Source organism: Microbulbifer sp. ARAS458-1, from assembly GCF_045348205.1.
GTDB lineage: Bacteria > Pseudomonadota > Gammaproteobacteria > Pseudomonadales > Cellvibrionaceae > Microbulbifer.
In genome coordinates this window covers 2,165,351-2,178,799 of the sequence record NZ_CP155838.1, presented here as the reverse complement: position 1 = coordinate 2,178,799, position 13,449 = coordinate 2,165,351, and the positions used below count along the sequence as shown (strand labels likewise).

Genomic DNA, 13,449 nt, shown 5'->3' with positions numbered 1-13,449 from the left:
CGCTCAGCTAATTAGAGGAGGTACTTAGAGGCAAAGAACCCCATTCCGCTGGTTGTATTTATGCGGAACAGAATATACCTTTGAATATGGGGATACCGGAAACCTGCTGCTGCTCATTGCCATCCGTTGCGAGCGCTCTGGGTAGTTGTTTTCGGTTGCGGTACCGGCTTCCCAGGGAGGCAAAAAAGTTGCTCCCGGAGTCTGGATTTGGCGATGGCCGACAGGCCTTCGCACAGTATCTCTACGCCGGTTGCTTCTCAGAAGTACAAGACCTTCCGCCCTACTACCGGCCCTGCAAGGAGGTGCTCTATGACCGACCACAGTACTAACAACGTGGTTGACCTCTTCACCGGCAAGCCTATCGAGACTTCAGAGAACCTGCGGTTTATCCGTCTGTCTCCGGAGCTGGATGGCTTGGAAATGCTCTACTCCAACAGTTCCAGTGGAACAGATCTCTACAGTCTGAAAATCCTTTGCTGGGGGCTTCGTGCCAACGGTGAGGTAGTCGGGCTGGTTCCCTGGTTGAACTCCATCGTCGCCTGCCCGGATATTCAGGACCCTCTGGATGGACGGTTTGAAGGCTATTACGACTCTGGCATCGAGGAAATTTTCCACGAGCCACCCATCCATAAAATCGTCGAGCTGGAGACTGCGGCGGAATACTTCGAGTACGAAAGCAATCAGGCAGATGAAGTGGTTCAGGAGATCCCCGACACCATTGGTACCCATGCGGTGTTTATGGATGCGGATAAGGAGAATCTGACCCTTACGGAAGTCGTGAGCTGGCGCCTATTTGCCAGCGGAGAGATCCACGGCATGCTGATTGACCACAATAGTGTGGAGACTACACCGGTGCTCCCCGGGGACGATTGTCTGTACCCCGCTCAGGAGTCGGAGTGTTTCCGTTACTTCTTCCAACACCACATCGCCAACAAGATCAAATCCGAGGACCCTGAGGCCCTGGCTGCGATCGCGGCGCTTGTCACTTCGCCCTAACTTACTTCCCTCTCATACATGTAAAACAAGGGCGGCCAGTGGTCGCCCTTGTTATTTCAGGATTCTTTCGTTCCATTGTGGCGGCCAATCACCGGGTATAGGTTTTCAAAATCGCAGCGAAGTACCCACTGCGTGGGACCGGCTACCAATCATAGATTGGTGTCGTTCGGCTACGCGCGAAGCAGTGCTTCGCAAACGCTTGCCTCACCCATATATGCTCCGACGGTTTTGAAAACCCATACCCGATGCTCGGCCTTCGCTTCTGGCTACTGTGAGTCAGTCGGCTTTTTTGATCCAGTAGACAAACTCATCATTTTCCTCGGCGTGCTTCACAAGCTCATAACCCAGAAACTGGCAGAACTTGGGCACATCCCGCTGGGTGGAGGGGTCGGTGGCAAACATCTGCAGCACTTCGCCGGCGGCAACTTTGCGCACGGCGGTGTGGAGCATCATGACGGGTTCCGGGCACAGAAGGCCGCGGGCATCGAGGGTGTGGTGTGACTTCATAGAGCTATTGTCGGGGATTTGCACGGGCGCGTCATCTGGTATGGTAGAACTTATTGGTTTCGTCTTGGCAGTCTCGACGGGAAGAGCGACCATTAGCACCCAAGACTAAACTGCGTACACCGAGACAACCAATCCAGAGCCAGCAGGATTCAAACGCAGAAATGATTTATGTATTGATTGAGCGAGAAATCGCCGAAGACCTGGAAACCACCTACGAAGACGCGGCACGCAAGCTGCTGACTAATGCCTATCAGACCACCGGATTCGTGGATGGGCACACCTACACCGAGCTGGGTAACCCCCTGCGCCGATTTACCCTCTCCCGCTGGAAGTCGGTGCTGCACTGGCAGCAGTGGTACGACAGCGAGGAGCGGCGGGATCAGATGGCGCAACTGGCTCCAATGATGGCCAGCGAGGAGCGGATTACCATCCTTGAAGATGCAGCCATTGGCGCATCTGGTCAGCAGCCGTCTGCCAGTGTTGTGTCTGGGTAAAGCCGCTTGCCTTGCGTGGCTTGAAGTCGTGATCACCATCTTCGAGCCAATGCAGGTCGATACCGGAGCCCAACGGATACTCCGCCACTTCGTCCCGGCTGCCGAGCTTATCCCGGCTGCCCTGAATAATCACAAGCGGGCAGGTCATCGGGCGCAGGTGGTCGGTCCGCAATTTTTCCGGTTTCCCCGGGGGGTGAAATGGGTAACCCAGGCATACGGCGCCGGCAATCGCGCCCTTTTCGACATTTTTCTGCGCCAGCATGCTCGCCACGCGTCCACCCATGGATTTTCCACCAATAACCAGGGGCACCCCCGGAAACTCGGCATTCGCCCGGTCTATCTGCTCCTGAAAAAATGCCTGTAATACGTCCATTTTGTTGGGAGGCCGCCGTTTACCGGTGAGTCGACGTTCTGACATATACGGGAATTCGAAGCGAATAACACCCACTCCCCGCTGTACAAGCAATCCAGCCATAGCCTGCATAAAATCACTGTCCATCGGTGCCCCGGCACCGTGGGCGAACAGGAACCAGGTGCAGGGAGTGGACTCAGGTCGATCGACCAGCCAATCGGCAGGCGCGGCCATCAGTAGCCTCCGTCCTTTGGAAGGTCTTCCGCCAGAATCAGGTTAATGGACTCTTCCCCCGGCTCGAACCAGATCACCACGGTTTTGTTGTCCAGCTGGCGGCGCAGGTTCGCAACCTTGTCGGTCAGGCTCACCTCCCGCTCTCCGTAATCGGTGCCGTCGCGAGTTGCGTATTCCTCCAGCAGATTCTGCAGGGTGTCCGGGTCCAGTTGTTTGTAGGGAATAATCATGGTTTGCGATTCAATAAATACACGGATATTGATGGATGGCTCGACAACAAAAAAATGCCCCGAGCGTTCCGGCTCGGGGCATCTTATCGTAACGCCTGTATCAGGATCGAATCAGACTGTCGCAAGGAACCTATATCAACTATCCGATATTCACGACTTCGGCTTGCGGAACCGCAAGGTCATGCGATCACTCTCACCAATGGCCTGGTATTTATCCTTATCCTCGTCACCGAGGCGCAGTGACGGTGGCAAGGTCCAGACACCCTTGGGGTGGTCCGCAGAGTCTTTGAGGTTGGCATTCACTTCGCTCGCTTCTTCCAGTACAAAACCGGCCTTGGTCGCCAACTCAACCACGTAGTCCTGGGTCATATAACCGCTGGTTTTCATGGCGTCGCGCTCGGTACCCGGCTTGGCCCGATGCTCCACGACACCCAGTACACCACCCGGTTTCAGGGCTTTATAGAAGGATTTGAAAGCGGCGGCTTCGTTGTCACCACGCATCCAGTTATGCACATTGCGGAAGGTCAACACCGCGTCGGCGGAGCCCGCCGGGGCGATCTCGGTGTCTTTACCCGGCGCAAATTCGGTCAGCACGATATGACCGTGGGTATCTTTCTCCTCCGCCAGCCACTTTTCAAAGTTCTCACGGGAGCGCTTGAAGTAACCCACATCGGTATCTTTGGGGAAGTGAGCCGCGTAGAGCTTGCCCTCATCGCTCAGTAGCGGGGACAGAATCTCCGTGTACCAACCACCGCCCGGCCAGATTTCCACCACGGTCATATCGGGCTTGATCTGGAAAAACTCGAGGGTTTCCGCGGGATGGCGGTACTGGTCACGCTGGGTGTACTTTTCCGTGCGCTTTTCGTTGGCGACAGCGTCTTTGATGGGATCGGCCTGTACGGTACCTGCGATAGTCATGGCACAGGCCATACCGGCGAGCCAGTGAGTCAGTTTCATCAAGAATCTCCCAAGTGATTCAGGTGGTTGGAATTATTTTCTGCACTCACGGATTCAACACGTTGACCGACGCCATGTAAAGGCTACTGAGTGGCATTCTCGGCTAGTTGAGGCCTATTCACGTTTTTTGCCCACTGGGGCTCTCACTGGCTACAATTCACCAAATTGTTATCTGTGCCAGGAAGGATGTCCCTATGCAACAGCACCTCGTCATTTCGATCATCAGCGACGATAAACCCGGTGTGGTGGAGATGCTCTCCTCTGCGGTGGCGGAGAATGGTGGCAATTGGGAAGACAGCCGGATGGCGCACTTTGCCGGTAAGTTCGCGGGCATCCTGCGAGTGAGTGTGACGGCGGATGACTGCGCGCGCCTGCGGGAGGCCCTGCAGAATCTGGCGGGTGACGATTTCAAACTGCAGATTGAGGATGCTCTGGCGGTGGCGGCGGATACTCGTCAGACGTTGCAGTTGAAGTTGGTGGGTAGTGATCGACCGGGGATTGTGAAGGAGATTTCCCGTGCCCTGGCGGCACGCAAGATCAATATGGAGACACTGGATACCCGTTATGGCAGTACGCCGTGGAGTGGTGAGCCGCTGTTCTCTGCGGAGTGCACGATCAGTGTGGCGGAGGATGTGAGTATCGATGGCCTGCACGATGAACTCGATGAGATCGCCGATGAGCTGGGTGTCGAGATAGACTGCGAAGAGACTTCCTCCGCGTTATAATCCGCGCCTAATTGTTGGACCGTGGCCAATTCAGACCTCTAGCCTCTGGGTTCTTAAGCTGCTTCTGGGCGGTGCCGGTATCGGGTACTGCCTTTCGAGACACAAGCTAGGCGCCCCCCGGTAACCCATCCCTGGGGGCTCTGCACCGCCATCCTTGGCGGTGAAGGTCTCGCAAGGCAGTACCCGACACCTTCACGTTAACCGCCTGTAGTTCAGCCGCAGCTACTACTACCCCATTGCATACATGTTCAAAATCGTCCTCTACCAACCAGAAATTGCCCCAAACACCGGCAATATCATCCGCCTGTGCGCCAATACCGGCGCCGAGCTGCACCTGATCGAACCCCTGGGGTTTGCGATGGATGACAAGCGTCTGCGCCGTGCGGGGCTGGATTACGCCGAGTACAGCCGTGTGGTGCGCCACCGGGATTGGGCGGCATTTGTGGAGGCGGAGCAGCCGAAGCGGGTATTAGCGCTGTCCACCAAGGGCAGCAAGCCGCACTCGGAGGTTGCATTTGAGGTGGATGATGCGATTGTCTTTGGGCCGGAGACGCGCGGTCTACCGGCGGAGTTTCTGGCAATGACGGGGCCGGAGAATACGCTGCGTATTCCCATGTGCCCCAACAGCCGCAGTATTAATCTGTCCAACGCGGCAGCCATCGTTATTTATGAGGCCTGGCGTCAGCTGGGCTATGTGAACGCTCAGTAGATTATGCAAACAACAGACAGTTCCCACGATACGTCCCTGGCCCCAATCGGGCTGTTTTACGGTTCCAGCACCTGTTACACGGAGATGGCGGCGGAGAAGATTCGCGATCGCATCGGTGAGGAGTGGATCGATCTGCACAATGTGGCAACGGACGATGTGGCGCTGATGCAGGAGTACGATTTTCTGATTCTCGGTATTCCGACCTGGGACTACGGCGAGTTGCAGGAGGATTGGGAGAATTGCTGGGATCAACTGGCGACGCTCGATCTGAGCGGCAAAAAGGTGGCCTGTTACGGACTTGGCGATCAGGAGGGGTATCCGCAGTGGTATCAGGATGCACTCGGTTATCTGCACGCACAGGTCGTCGCTGTGGGGGCCAAGGCGGTAGGTTACTGGTCTGCAGATGGCTATGACTTTGAGGAGTCCAAGGGATTGACGCCGGATGGCAGTCAGTTTGTGGGGCTGGCACTGGATGAAGAGAACGAGTTTGATCGCACCGATGAGCGTCTGGACCAGTGGTGTGCTCAGGTTATGCGCGAGTTTGGCCTAGAGAGTGGTCTAGAGAGCGGGCTAGATGCTTGATGTGACATCTGCGATATGAGCAGCCAAGATCAGCGTTCTGTTTGCCACGCACAATTGACGTGGCGCGATAACGGCCAACCGGTTTCCAGTGCCTTCGAAGATATCTATTTTTCCACCGCCTCGGGACTGGAAGAAACCCGCCATGTTTTTCTCACGCAGAATTACTTGCGCGAGCGCTGGGCGGCACTATCGGATGATGCTGTATTTACCATCGGCGAAACCGGCTTCGGTACCGGACTGAATTTTCTCGCAGCCTGGCAGCTTTGGAGAGATACCGCCCCCGCCTCCGCGCATCTGCACTTTGTCAGCGTGGAGAAGTACCCCCTGCACCCCCGGGATCTGGCGCGGGCACTGGCCATGTGGCCGGAACTGACACCGCTCAGCGCTCATCTGATCGCCAATTACCCCGCCCAGCTCGCACCCGGTGCGCACCGCATTGTGTTCCCGGGCAATGTGCATTTGACCCTCGTCATTGGTGAGGCCAGCCGCGGGTTTGAGTCGCTGGCCCTGGAAGACGCTGACCGGGACCGACAGATGAACGCCTGGTTTCTGGATGGCTTTGCACCATCAAAGAATCCAGAGATGTGGAGCGAAGCGCTGTTCAAATCCATCGCGGTACTGAGTGCCGGGGGCGCGACATTTGCCACTTTCACCTGTGCCGGGATTGTGAAGCGCGGTTTAAAGTCCGTGGGCTTTGCGCTGGAAAAGGTGCCGGGGTTTGGACGCAAACGGGAAATGTTGCGGGGCCATTTTGCCACCGGAGACGAAGCCGGTGGCAAAGGTATCTATTCTGCCACTCCCTGGCACCTCCCCCCCTCTCTGGCAGGCAAGCCAGAACGCATTGCCGTGATCGGTGCCGGCATCGCCGGCGCCACCACAGCACGAGCGCTGGCGGCAAGGGGTTTTCAGGTTACGGTTTTCGAAGAGGGCAGCAACCCGGGCAGCGGCGCCTCGGGAAACGATCAGGGTATTCTGTACGCAAAGCTCTCCCCCAAGCCCGGCCCCAACGGCGATTTCAATCTCCAGGCCCTGCAGTTTGCCCAGCGCTTCTATCCGAATACCTGCCCTCAGGCGGCACACTTTGACGGCCTGTTACAACTGGCACAAACGGAAAAAGAGCAGCAGTTACAGCAGCAGATTTGCCAGCAACTGGATTTGGACGGCAGCAGCCTGCTGGCACAACCGGTGACCGCAGAGCAAGCCTCGGAACTCGCCGGCGTAGCGCTGGATTTCCCAGGGTTGTATTTTCCAAGGGCTGGATGGCTGCAACCCAAGCTGGTCTGCAGCAACCTGTTACAGCATGACCGCATTCACGTCCGCTTCAATACCCGTGTCATCAAGGCTCAATTCCAGGCAGATCAATGGCAATTGCAGCTGGACAGCGAAAATCAGCCGCAGTGTTTTGATGCCCTGATTCTCTGTATCGCCAACGCTAATCGCCAGTTTCCGCAAAGTGCTCCCCTGCCCCTACAACCGATCCGCGGCCAGGTCTCTTTTGCGAAGGCAACACCCGCCACAGAAAAGTTGAAGATCGCTCTGTGTGGCGAAGGGTATATTGCGCCGACGACAATTGCGGAGGGCACACAACGGGCCGAATACCACAGCTTCGGCGCCACCTTCAAACTCAAGCAGACGGAAACGGACGTTCGCGAAGTGGAACACCGAGAAAATATGGAAACCCTCGGCACACTACTTCCGGAATTTGAGAAAGCGTTTGACGGGCAGCCCCTGGAGGGTCGCGCAGCTCTGCGCGCTGCCACGCTGGATTACCTGCCGATGGCAGGGCCGGTGGCACAGTGGGATGCACTGGAAAGTACCTACTCTGCCCTCAGAAAAAATCGCAAGCAGCTGATTCCTGAGCGCACACCGTACCAACGCAACCTGTACGTGCTTACCGGGCTGGGTTCCCGGGGCTTTACCTATGCGCCGCTGGCGGCAGAGATACTGGCCGCATGGATCAATAATGAAGTGATGCCGGTATCGGTAGACCTGGTGAAGGCGCTGCACCCGATGCGTTTCGCGATTCGCGCTCTGGGTAAAAACAAGCCGATCTGAGGTTCCCTAGGCTTTCTCTTCCAGGGCCGGGGCAGCGAGCAGCTGGCCGCTTCCTGAACCACAGGCGACGATCGATTTCATGGCTGCTTCCACCGTCACATGGGGGAGGATGTCAACACACTCGGGGGGCAGGTGATACACAAATCCCGATGTCGGCACCGGCGCGGTGGGTACATAGACGGTGAAGTGGCCATCGGCGTGGGTGGATGTCACGATTGCGGTTACCGACAAAGGGTTGTCCGCACCGTGAATCCGGGCCCGCGCCACCGGCCCCGACAGCACGCCCTCGGTACCTCCGCCACCAATAAACTGCAGCACCAGTTCCTTGATAGTGTTGTAACCGGGTGCCAATTTACCCAGCCAGTGATCCAGGTGACGGTGCACCCAGCGCCCCACACTGGTTTTCACTAACAGTCCAATGAGAAAGCAGAGCCCCAGAATCACCGCTATCACGATCAGGCGGGCAAAGTTATCCTTGAACTCTGTATGTGCCTGCATCCACTCCGTGGCCGGTGCCACCAATGCACTGATCTGCCCAAACAGCCACTGGAACAGCAGGAAAAAAATGGCGATTGGCAATACAACAGCCAGGCCACCTAACAGGGTCAGCGTAATAAATGTTTTAATTCTGGTCATCTTGGTTCTAATAGCTGCACGAATTGTTATGGAACGCCGGTACTCCACCGGCAATTACCGGGAAGTCCGAATCAGACCATGAAAGCCGCCCTCACCGCTCTGCTCTTGCTCACACTGTGTGCTTCCGCTGCAGCCACCCCCTATCCTCGGCTGGTGGAGCATCAGCTACTCGAGAGCAAGTCACGCCCCGCGGACCACTTCACCCAGGGCCTGTATTTTGACGGCGAACGCTGGTTGGAAAGCAGCGGCCTCTACGGCCGATCCTGGCTCGCGGAGTATACCGATCCCGGCGGCAATCCCGTAAGGCGCAAATGGCTGGCAAGCGATCGTTTTGCCGAAGGCCTCGCGGTTTTCAATAATTACCTGTATTTGCTCACCTACCGTGCCGGTGAACTGCAGATCTACGACCGCGCCAATTTTCAACTGGTACACCTGCTGCATTATTCTGGGGAAGGTTGGGGACTCACCAGCGACGGCGAGTCACTGATCATGAGCAACGGCAGCGACACACTCAGTTTCCGTACGCCCGATGGCTTCCGGGTGACCCGCCGGTTGAAAGTGACCGGCGGCGGGGAAGATTGGTCGCGACTCAACGAACTGGAGTACGCAAACGGATTGATCTGGGCGAATATCTGGCAGGACACCCGGATTATCGCTATCGACCCGGGCTCCGGGGAAGTTCAGGGATGGGTGGACCTGAAAGCGTTGCAGGATGACAGCGTGCCCGGGCGGCGGCATGTGGACGCCGTAGCCAATGGTATCGCATGGGATAGAGCGCGCAACGGGCTGTGGGTAACGGGAAAGTTGTGGCCCAAGCTTTATCTTATTCGCCCCGACGGGCTTGGATTTGACCGGGAAAGCCAGGACGCCCCCGAAAATTGAAGGTAGATTATCCGCCCTCGGAATCCGTCAGTTCCGGTAGTAATCAATCACCGTCAGAAGTCCTCCGGGACGAAGCATCTCAAGGGCCGGGCCACGGACCTGCAGGCGGTATCCGCGCTGCCGGCGCTCCAGGGTCACACCATCCGCACCGCGACCGCCGTCGAACAGCATTGCGTGGTCACCATTGGCGGCACGCCACTGAACCCCTTCCACATTTCGCATCCCCGGCAATTCGATAGTCACCGCCTGCAGATCGCCGGGTAGCTCGCGCATTTCCATACGCGCAATGCCCGAAGACGTCGCGAGAGAGTAATTGAGCTGGTGTGCGGGGGCCGGCTTCCAGCCGAGATGGGTATCTGCCACTGCGGATTGGGCAAGACTGCGCGGATTGATCGGCTCCGGGGCCGAGCTTACGCAGCCGGCCAGGCCAATCAGTAAGGCAGTAACGCAAGTACAGGAAACTGTTTTAGACGTCGTTGTCGATGCGCGCATAGCATTATCCCTGTCTATGTCAGCGGTGCACGGATTATAGTTCAAGTTCGCATTAATTGAAGGATTCGTGCGCCAGGCTGGTGGCAGGGCGCGCCATTTTTTAGGGATGCCCGGTGGCCGAAGCTGTTCGCCTCTGACAAGATTCAGGCGGTATACTGCCGCCCATGAATGACACTGCCCCCCCTGCACCTCCCTCGCCTCGTTACATCCTGGAGCACACCTTCGGCTACACCGAGTTCCGCGGTGACCAACAAGCCATTATCGAAACCCTGGTGGATGGGCAGGATGCTCTGGTCCTGATGCCAACCGGCGGCGGAAAATCACTGTGTTACCAGATCCCCGCCCTGGCGCGCCCTGGCTGCGGGGTAGTGATCTCCCCCCTGATCGCCCTGATGCAAGACCAGGTCGAGGCACTTACTGCGGTGGGGGTAGCAGCGGCCTTCCTGAATTCATCCCTGGACTATCAGCAGGCGCAGGCTCTGGAAGCGCAACTGTTACGCGGCGAGCTGGACCTGCTCTATCTGGCGCCAGAACGCCTGCTGCAGCCGCGAACCCTGGATCTGCTGGGCCAGGCCCGCATTTCGTTATTCGCCATCGACGAAGCGCACTGCGTCAGCCAGTGGGGGCACGACTTTCGTGCCGACTACTTGCAGCTTTCCTGTCTGCATGAGCGTTTTCCCACCGTACCGCGGGTGGCGCTGACGGCCACTGCGGACCAGCGCACACAAAAAGAGATTGCCCGGCGCCTGGACCTGGAAAACGCCCGCCATTTTGTCAGCAGTTTTGACCGACCAAATATCCAGTATCGAATCGCGGCCAAGAACAACCCCAAGCGTCAACTGCTGCAGTTTCTCAATGAAGAGCATCAGGGCAACGCCGGGGTGATCTACTGCCTGTCTCGCAACAAGGTAGAAGCCACTGCGAGCTGGCTGCAACAACAGGGTTTTAACGCGCTGCCCTATCATGCGGGCCTCTCCGCCGAGGTGCGGGCGGATCACCAGCGCCGCTTTCTGCGTGAGGAGGGCGTCATCGTGGTCGCCACGATCGCCTTTGGAATGGGTATCGACAAGCCGGATGTCCGCTTTGTCGCTCACCTGGATCTTCCCAAAAGTATCGAGGCTTACTATCAGGAAACCGGCCGAGCTGGCCGCGATGGGGAGCCGGCATCGGCACTGCTGCTTTACGGTCTCGAAGACGTGGTAAAACTGAGCCAGATGGCGAGCACCTCGGAAGGCAGTGAAGAACACAAGCGCCAGGAGCATCAGCGACTGGATGCCATGCTGGGTCTGTGCGAAATCACCAGCTGCCGGCGCCGCGCCCTGTTGCGGTACTTCAATGAGGCACTATCGGAGGATTGCGGCAATTGCGATACCTGCCTGACGCCGCCCGTCACCTGGGATGCCAGCGAAGCGACCCGCAAGCTGATGTCATGTATTTACCGCACTGGTCAACGTTTCGGCGCGGCCCATGTGATTGATGTACTACGGGGTGCCGATACAGAAAAAATTCGACAGTTTCATCACAATCAGGTTTCCACTTACGGTATCGGCGCCGACCTCAGTGCCAATGAGTGGCGCGCAGTGGCGCGACAACTGGTTGTACGCGGCTACCTTCGGGTCAATCCAGAGGCGTTCAATGCCCTGCAACTCACCGAGCTATGCCGCCCGGTACTGCGCGGAGAAGAATCTGTGCAACTTCGCACCCTGCCCAAAGCCGCCAAGCACTCCGGTGCTCCGGAGCGCGGCCGCGCGCGCGCGGCGGTGGAAATCTCGCAAGAGGATCAACCTCTGTGGGATGCCCTGCGCGACCTGCGTAAATCCATCGCCGAGGAGCTGGGTGTACCACCTTACGTGGTATTCCACGATGCCACCCTGCGGGAGATGCTTAGCGCCCGGCCGCGCAATGCGCAGGAAATGCTCGCGGTTTCCGGCATTGGCGACAGCAAACTGGCGCGATTCGGTGACCCCTTTCTCAAGCTGTTGTCAGAATTTGATACGGTCACCGAAGCTGACACTTAATAACCTGTCCGTGTGCGGGCATATCGGGAATGATTTGCGGCCAAGCTGAATAACAACCAATAAAGGGTCCCGAGGGATCGCTGTTGAGGTGTCGACTCGAAATGAAAAAAATAATTCTGAGCCTCCTTGTCGTCATCGCGGCTTTAATTCTTGCACTCGCGCTTCTAGCGCCCCGGCTACTGGGGTTTTCCATAGCCGAGCTGGGTAATGCCGTGCGGGTTTCTACCGGCATGGGGGCAAAGCTCGCCTGTTCCGGGCGCTATCTCTCCGGCTTTGACCACACGCGCAACCTCAATGACCTGGCATCCTATTCTCCAGCAAACCGGTTACTGGACCTGCATTACGACGATCAGGCTGGGCGGGTTACCGCGACCCTGATGGGAATGGGCGAAACCAGTGCGACCTTTCGCCCCGGTCTCGGCTGCACACTGGATATCGGCGATACGAGCGCACTGGACGGGGTGACGGTAGCTTCGGTAGTTGCGTCCCAGGCACCCTGGCCCCACGGAAACTCCGCCCCCGATATCATCCCTTCACTGCAGGAGACGCTGGACGACATTCTCCGGCAGGACAACAGCGCAGGGCTCAATACCCGCGCCCTGGTTGTGATACAGGATGGAAAGCTGGTTGCAGAATCCTACGGTGAAAAGATTGCCCCGCAGACACCACTGCTCGGTTGGTCCATGGGTAAGAGCCTTACAGCGATACTGGTTGCCCGGTTGCAGGCCGTGCAGCCGGAGATAGACATATCCTCGCCGTTGTTCCCACATTGGCAGGACGAACGCCGCCGGATAAGCCTGGAAAACCTGCTACAGATGACTTCCGGGCTGGCTTTCGATGAAACCTACGCTCCCGGCAGCGATGCCACTAAAATGCTGTTCGGCGCCCACAGTGCATCGGATATTGCCATGCAAAGCCCGCTGGCACACCCACCGGGGGAGTATTTTTCCTATTCATCCGGCACTACCAATCTTCTTGCTCGCTGGGTATATGACCAGCTGGGCGCGCGTCCCCAGACAAATGTGGATTTCTTTCAGCAACAGATTCTCACCCCCCTGGCCATGAGCAACACCACCTTTGAGGTGGATGCCAGTGGCGTATTTGTGGGGAGTTCCTACATTTATGCCTCCGCCCGAGACTGGGCGCGCCTTGGTTTACTGATGCTGAATGATGGAGACTGGAACGGCGCTCCTCTGCTGCCCGAGGGCTGGGTCTCTGCGGCCAGCCAGCCCAATACCAGCACAAACGAACCACGCTATGGGTACCAGTTCTGGTTGAATGGCGGAGGTGAAACCCTGCGATTCCCAGAACTGCCCGAAGACAGCTACTTCATGCTGGGCAACCGCGAGCAGGCGGTAATGATTTCACCGTCCACCAGAACCGTGGTGGTTCGCCTCGGCTGGACCCGTGGCGACTACCCTACCGGCAAGAACTTCGCGCGACTGCTGCCCTGAGTAAATACCCGTCGCGCAATATCCCATGAATACCACGGCACCGCCGGCGCCAGCCCCTGCCAGCCCCAGAAAGAACCCCGGTGTCCGCGCTGCTCATCCCCCAACCACACGCAGACCCGGTTTAGC

At 57.6% G+C, this 13,449-nt stretch carries 15 protein-coding genes; 9 read left to right on the top strand and 6 right to left on the bottom strand.

The annotated features are described in order from the left end of the window. The first annotated feature begins 309 nt into the window (after positions 1 to 309). Positions 310 to 996: a hypothetical protein gene (locus AAFH99_RS08890; RefSeq protein WP_043316907.1), complete on the top strand. Its 687-nt coding sequence runs from the start codon at positions 310 to 312 to the stop codon at positions 994 to 996. Between the two features lie 276 nt (positions 997 to 1,272). Here the strand turns inward: AAFH99_RS08890 and tusA are convergent, their stop codons facing one another. Then, positions 1,273 to 1,503 carry a sulfurtransferase TusA gene (gene tusA, locus AAFH99_RS08885; RefSeq protein ID WP_043316909.1) on the bottom strand — a complete coding sequence of 77 codons (231 nt, stop codon included), beginning with the start codon at positions 1,501 to 1,503 and terminating at the stop codon, positions 1,273 to 1,275. 161 nt (positions 1,504 to 1,664) lie between these two features. On the opposite strand from tusA, the gene AAFH99_RS08880 reads away from it, so the two are divergent. Next, positions 1,665 to 1,997 carry an antibiotic biosynthesis monooxygenase gene (locus AAFH99_RS08880; RefSeq protein ID WP_043316911.1) on the top strand — a complete coding sequence of 111 codons (333 nt, stop codon included), beginning with the start codon at positions 1,665 to 1,667 and terminating at the stop codon, positions 1,995 to 1,997. Here the strand turns inward: AAFH99_RS08880 and AAFH99_RS08875 are convergent. The 3 genes from AAFH99_RS08875 to AAFH99_RS08865 all read right to left on the bottom strand — a co-directional run bounded on the left by AAFH99_RS08875 (position 1,927) and on the right by AAFH99_RS08865 (position 3,770). Next, entirely contained in the window at positions 1,927 to 2,583 is a 657-nt protein-coding gene (locus AAFH99_RS08875) for an alpha/beta fold hydrolase (protein ID WP_406827539.1), read from the bottom strand. The two genes, AAFH99_RS08880 and AAFH99_RS08875, sit on opposite strands and share 71 nt — an antisense overlap. Then, entirely contained in the window at positions 2,583 to 2,813 is a 231-nt protein-coding gene (locus AAFH99_RS08870; RefSeq protein WP_043316915.1) for a YheU family protein, read from the bottom strand. The genes AAFH99_RS08875 and AAFH99_RS08870 overlap by 1 nt, the downstream gene beginning before the upstream one ends. 150 nt (positions 2,814 to 2,963) lie before the next feature. Continuing rightward, positions 2,964 to 3,770, bottom strand: a complete 807-nt coding sequence (locus tag AAFH99_RS08865) for a class I SAM-dependent methyltransferase (protein WP_406827538.1) — start codon at positions 3,768 to 3,770, stop codon at positions 2,964 to 2,966. Between the two features lie 194 nt (positions 3,771 to 3,964). On the opposite strand from AAFH99_RS08865, the gene AAFH99_RS08860 reads away from it, so the two are divergent. From AAFH99_RS08860 to mnmC, 4 genes are all read left to right on the top strand, one after another. Next, positions 3,965 to 4,495 carry a glycine cleavage system protein R gene (locus tag AAFH99_RS08860; protein WP_043316917.1) on the top strand — a complete coding sequence of 177 codons (531 nt, stop codon included), beginning with the start codon at positions 3,965 to 3,967 and terminating at the stop codon, positions 4,493 to 4,495. Between the two features lie 244 nt (positions 4,496 to 4,739). Then, positions 4,740 to 5,204 (top strand): tRNA (uridine(34)/cytosine(34)/5-carboxymethylaminomethyluridine(34)-2'-O)-methyltransferase TrmL, encoded by a 465-nt coding sequence (trmL, locus tag AAFH99_RS08855; RefSeq protein ID WP_043316919.1) that lies wholly within the window; start codon positions 4,740 to 4,742, stop codon positions 5,202 to 5,204. A 3-nt stretch (positions 5,205 to 5,207) separates the two neighbouring features. Next, entirely contained in the window at positions 5,208 to 5,786 is a 579-nt protein-coding gene (gene fldB, locus AAFH99_RS08850) for a flavodoxin FldB (RefSeq protein ID WP_406827537.1), read from the top strand. 15 nt (positions 5,787 to 5,801) lie between these two features. Beyond that, positions 5,802 to 7,841 carry a bifunctional tRNA (5-methylaminomethyl-2-thiouridine)(34)-methyltransferase MnmD/FAD-dependent 5-carboxymethylaminomethyl-2-thiouridine(34) oxidoreductase MnmC gene (gene mnmC, locus AAFH99_RS08845; RefSeq protein ID WP_406827535.1) on the top strand — a complete coding sequence of 680 codons (2,040 nt, stop codon included), beginning with the start codon at positions 5,802 to 5,804 and terminating at the stop codon, positions 7,839 to 7,841. A 6-nt stretch (positions 7,842 to 7,847) separates the two neighbouring features. Here the strand turns inward: mnmC and AAFH99_RS08840 are convergent, their stop codons facing one another. Further along, positions 7,848 to 8,477 (bottom strand): DUF502 domain-containing protein, encoded by a 630-nt coding sequence (locus tag AAFH99_RS08840; protein WP_043316925.1) that lies wholly within the window; start codon positions 8,475 to 8,477, stop codon positions 7,848 to 7,850. Between the two features lie 78 nt (positions 8,478 to 8,555). Here AAFH99_RS08840 and AAFH99_RS08835 point away from each other — a divergent pair, with 78 nt between their 5' ends. Beyond that, positions 8,556 to 9,359, top strand: coding sequence for a glutaminyl-peptide cyclotransferase (locus tag AAFH99_RS08835; protein WP_043316928.1), 804 nt, complete (start codon positions 8,556 to 8,558; stop codon positions 9,357 to 9,359). A gap of 27 nt (positions 9,360 to 9,386) precedes the next feature. Here AAFH99_RS08835 and AAFH99_RS08830 read toward each other — a convergent pair whose 3' ends face one another. Then, entirely contained in the window at positions 9,387 to 9,851 is a 465-nt protein-coding gene (locus AAFH99_RS08830; RefSeq protein WP_156035137.1) for a hypothetical protein, read from the bottom strand. 164 nt (positions 9,852 to 10,015) lie between these two features. Between AAFH99_RS08830 and recQ the strand changes: the two genes are divergently transcribed. Next, entirely contained in the window at positions 10,016 to 11,869 is a 1,854-nt protein-coding gene (recQ, locus tag AAFH99_RS08825; RefSeq protein ID WP_406827534.1) for a DNA helicase RecQ, read from the top strand. Positions 11,870 to 11,970: 101 nt separating this feature from the next. Continuing rightward, positions 11,971 to 13,323, top strand: coding sequence for a serine hydrolase domain-containing protein (locus tag AAFH99_RS08820; protein ID WP_406827533.1), 1,353 nt, complete (start codon positions 11,971 to 11,973; stop codon positions 13,321 to 13,323). Positions 13,324 to 13,449 lie beyond the last annotated feature (126 nt).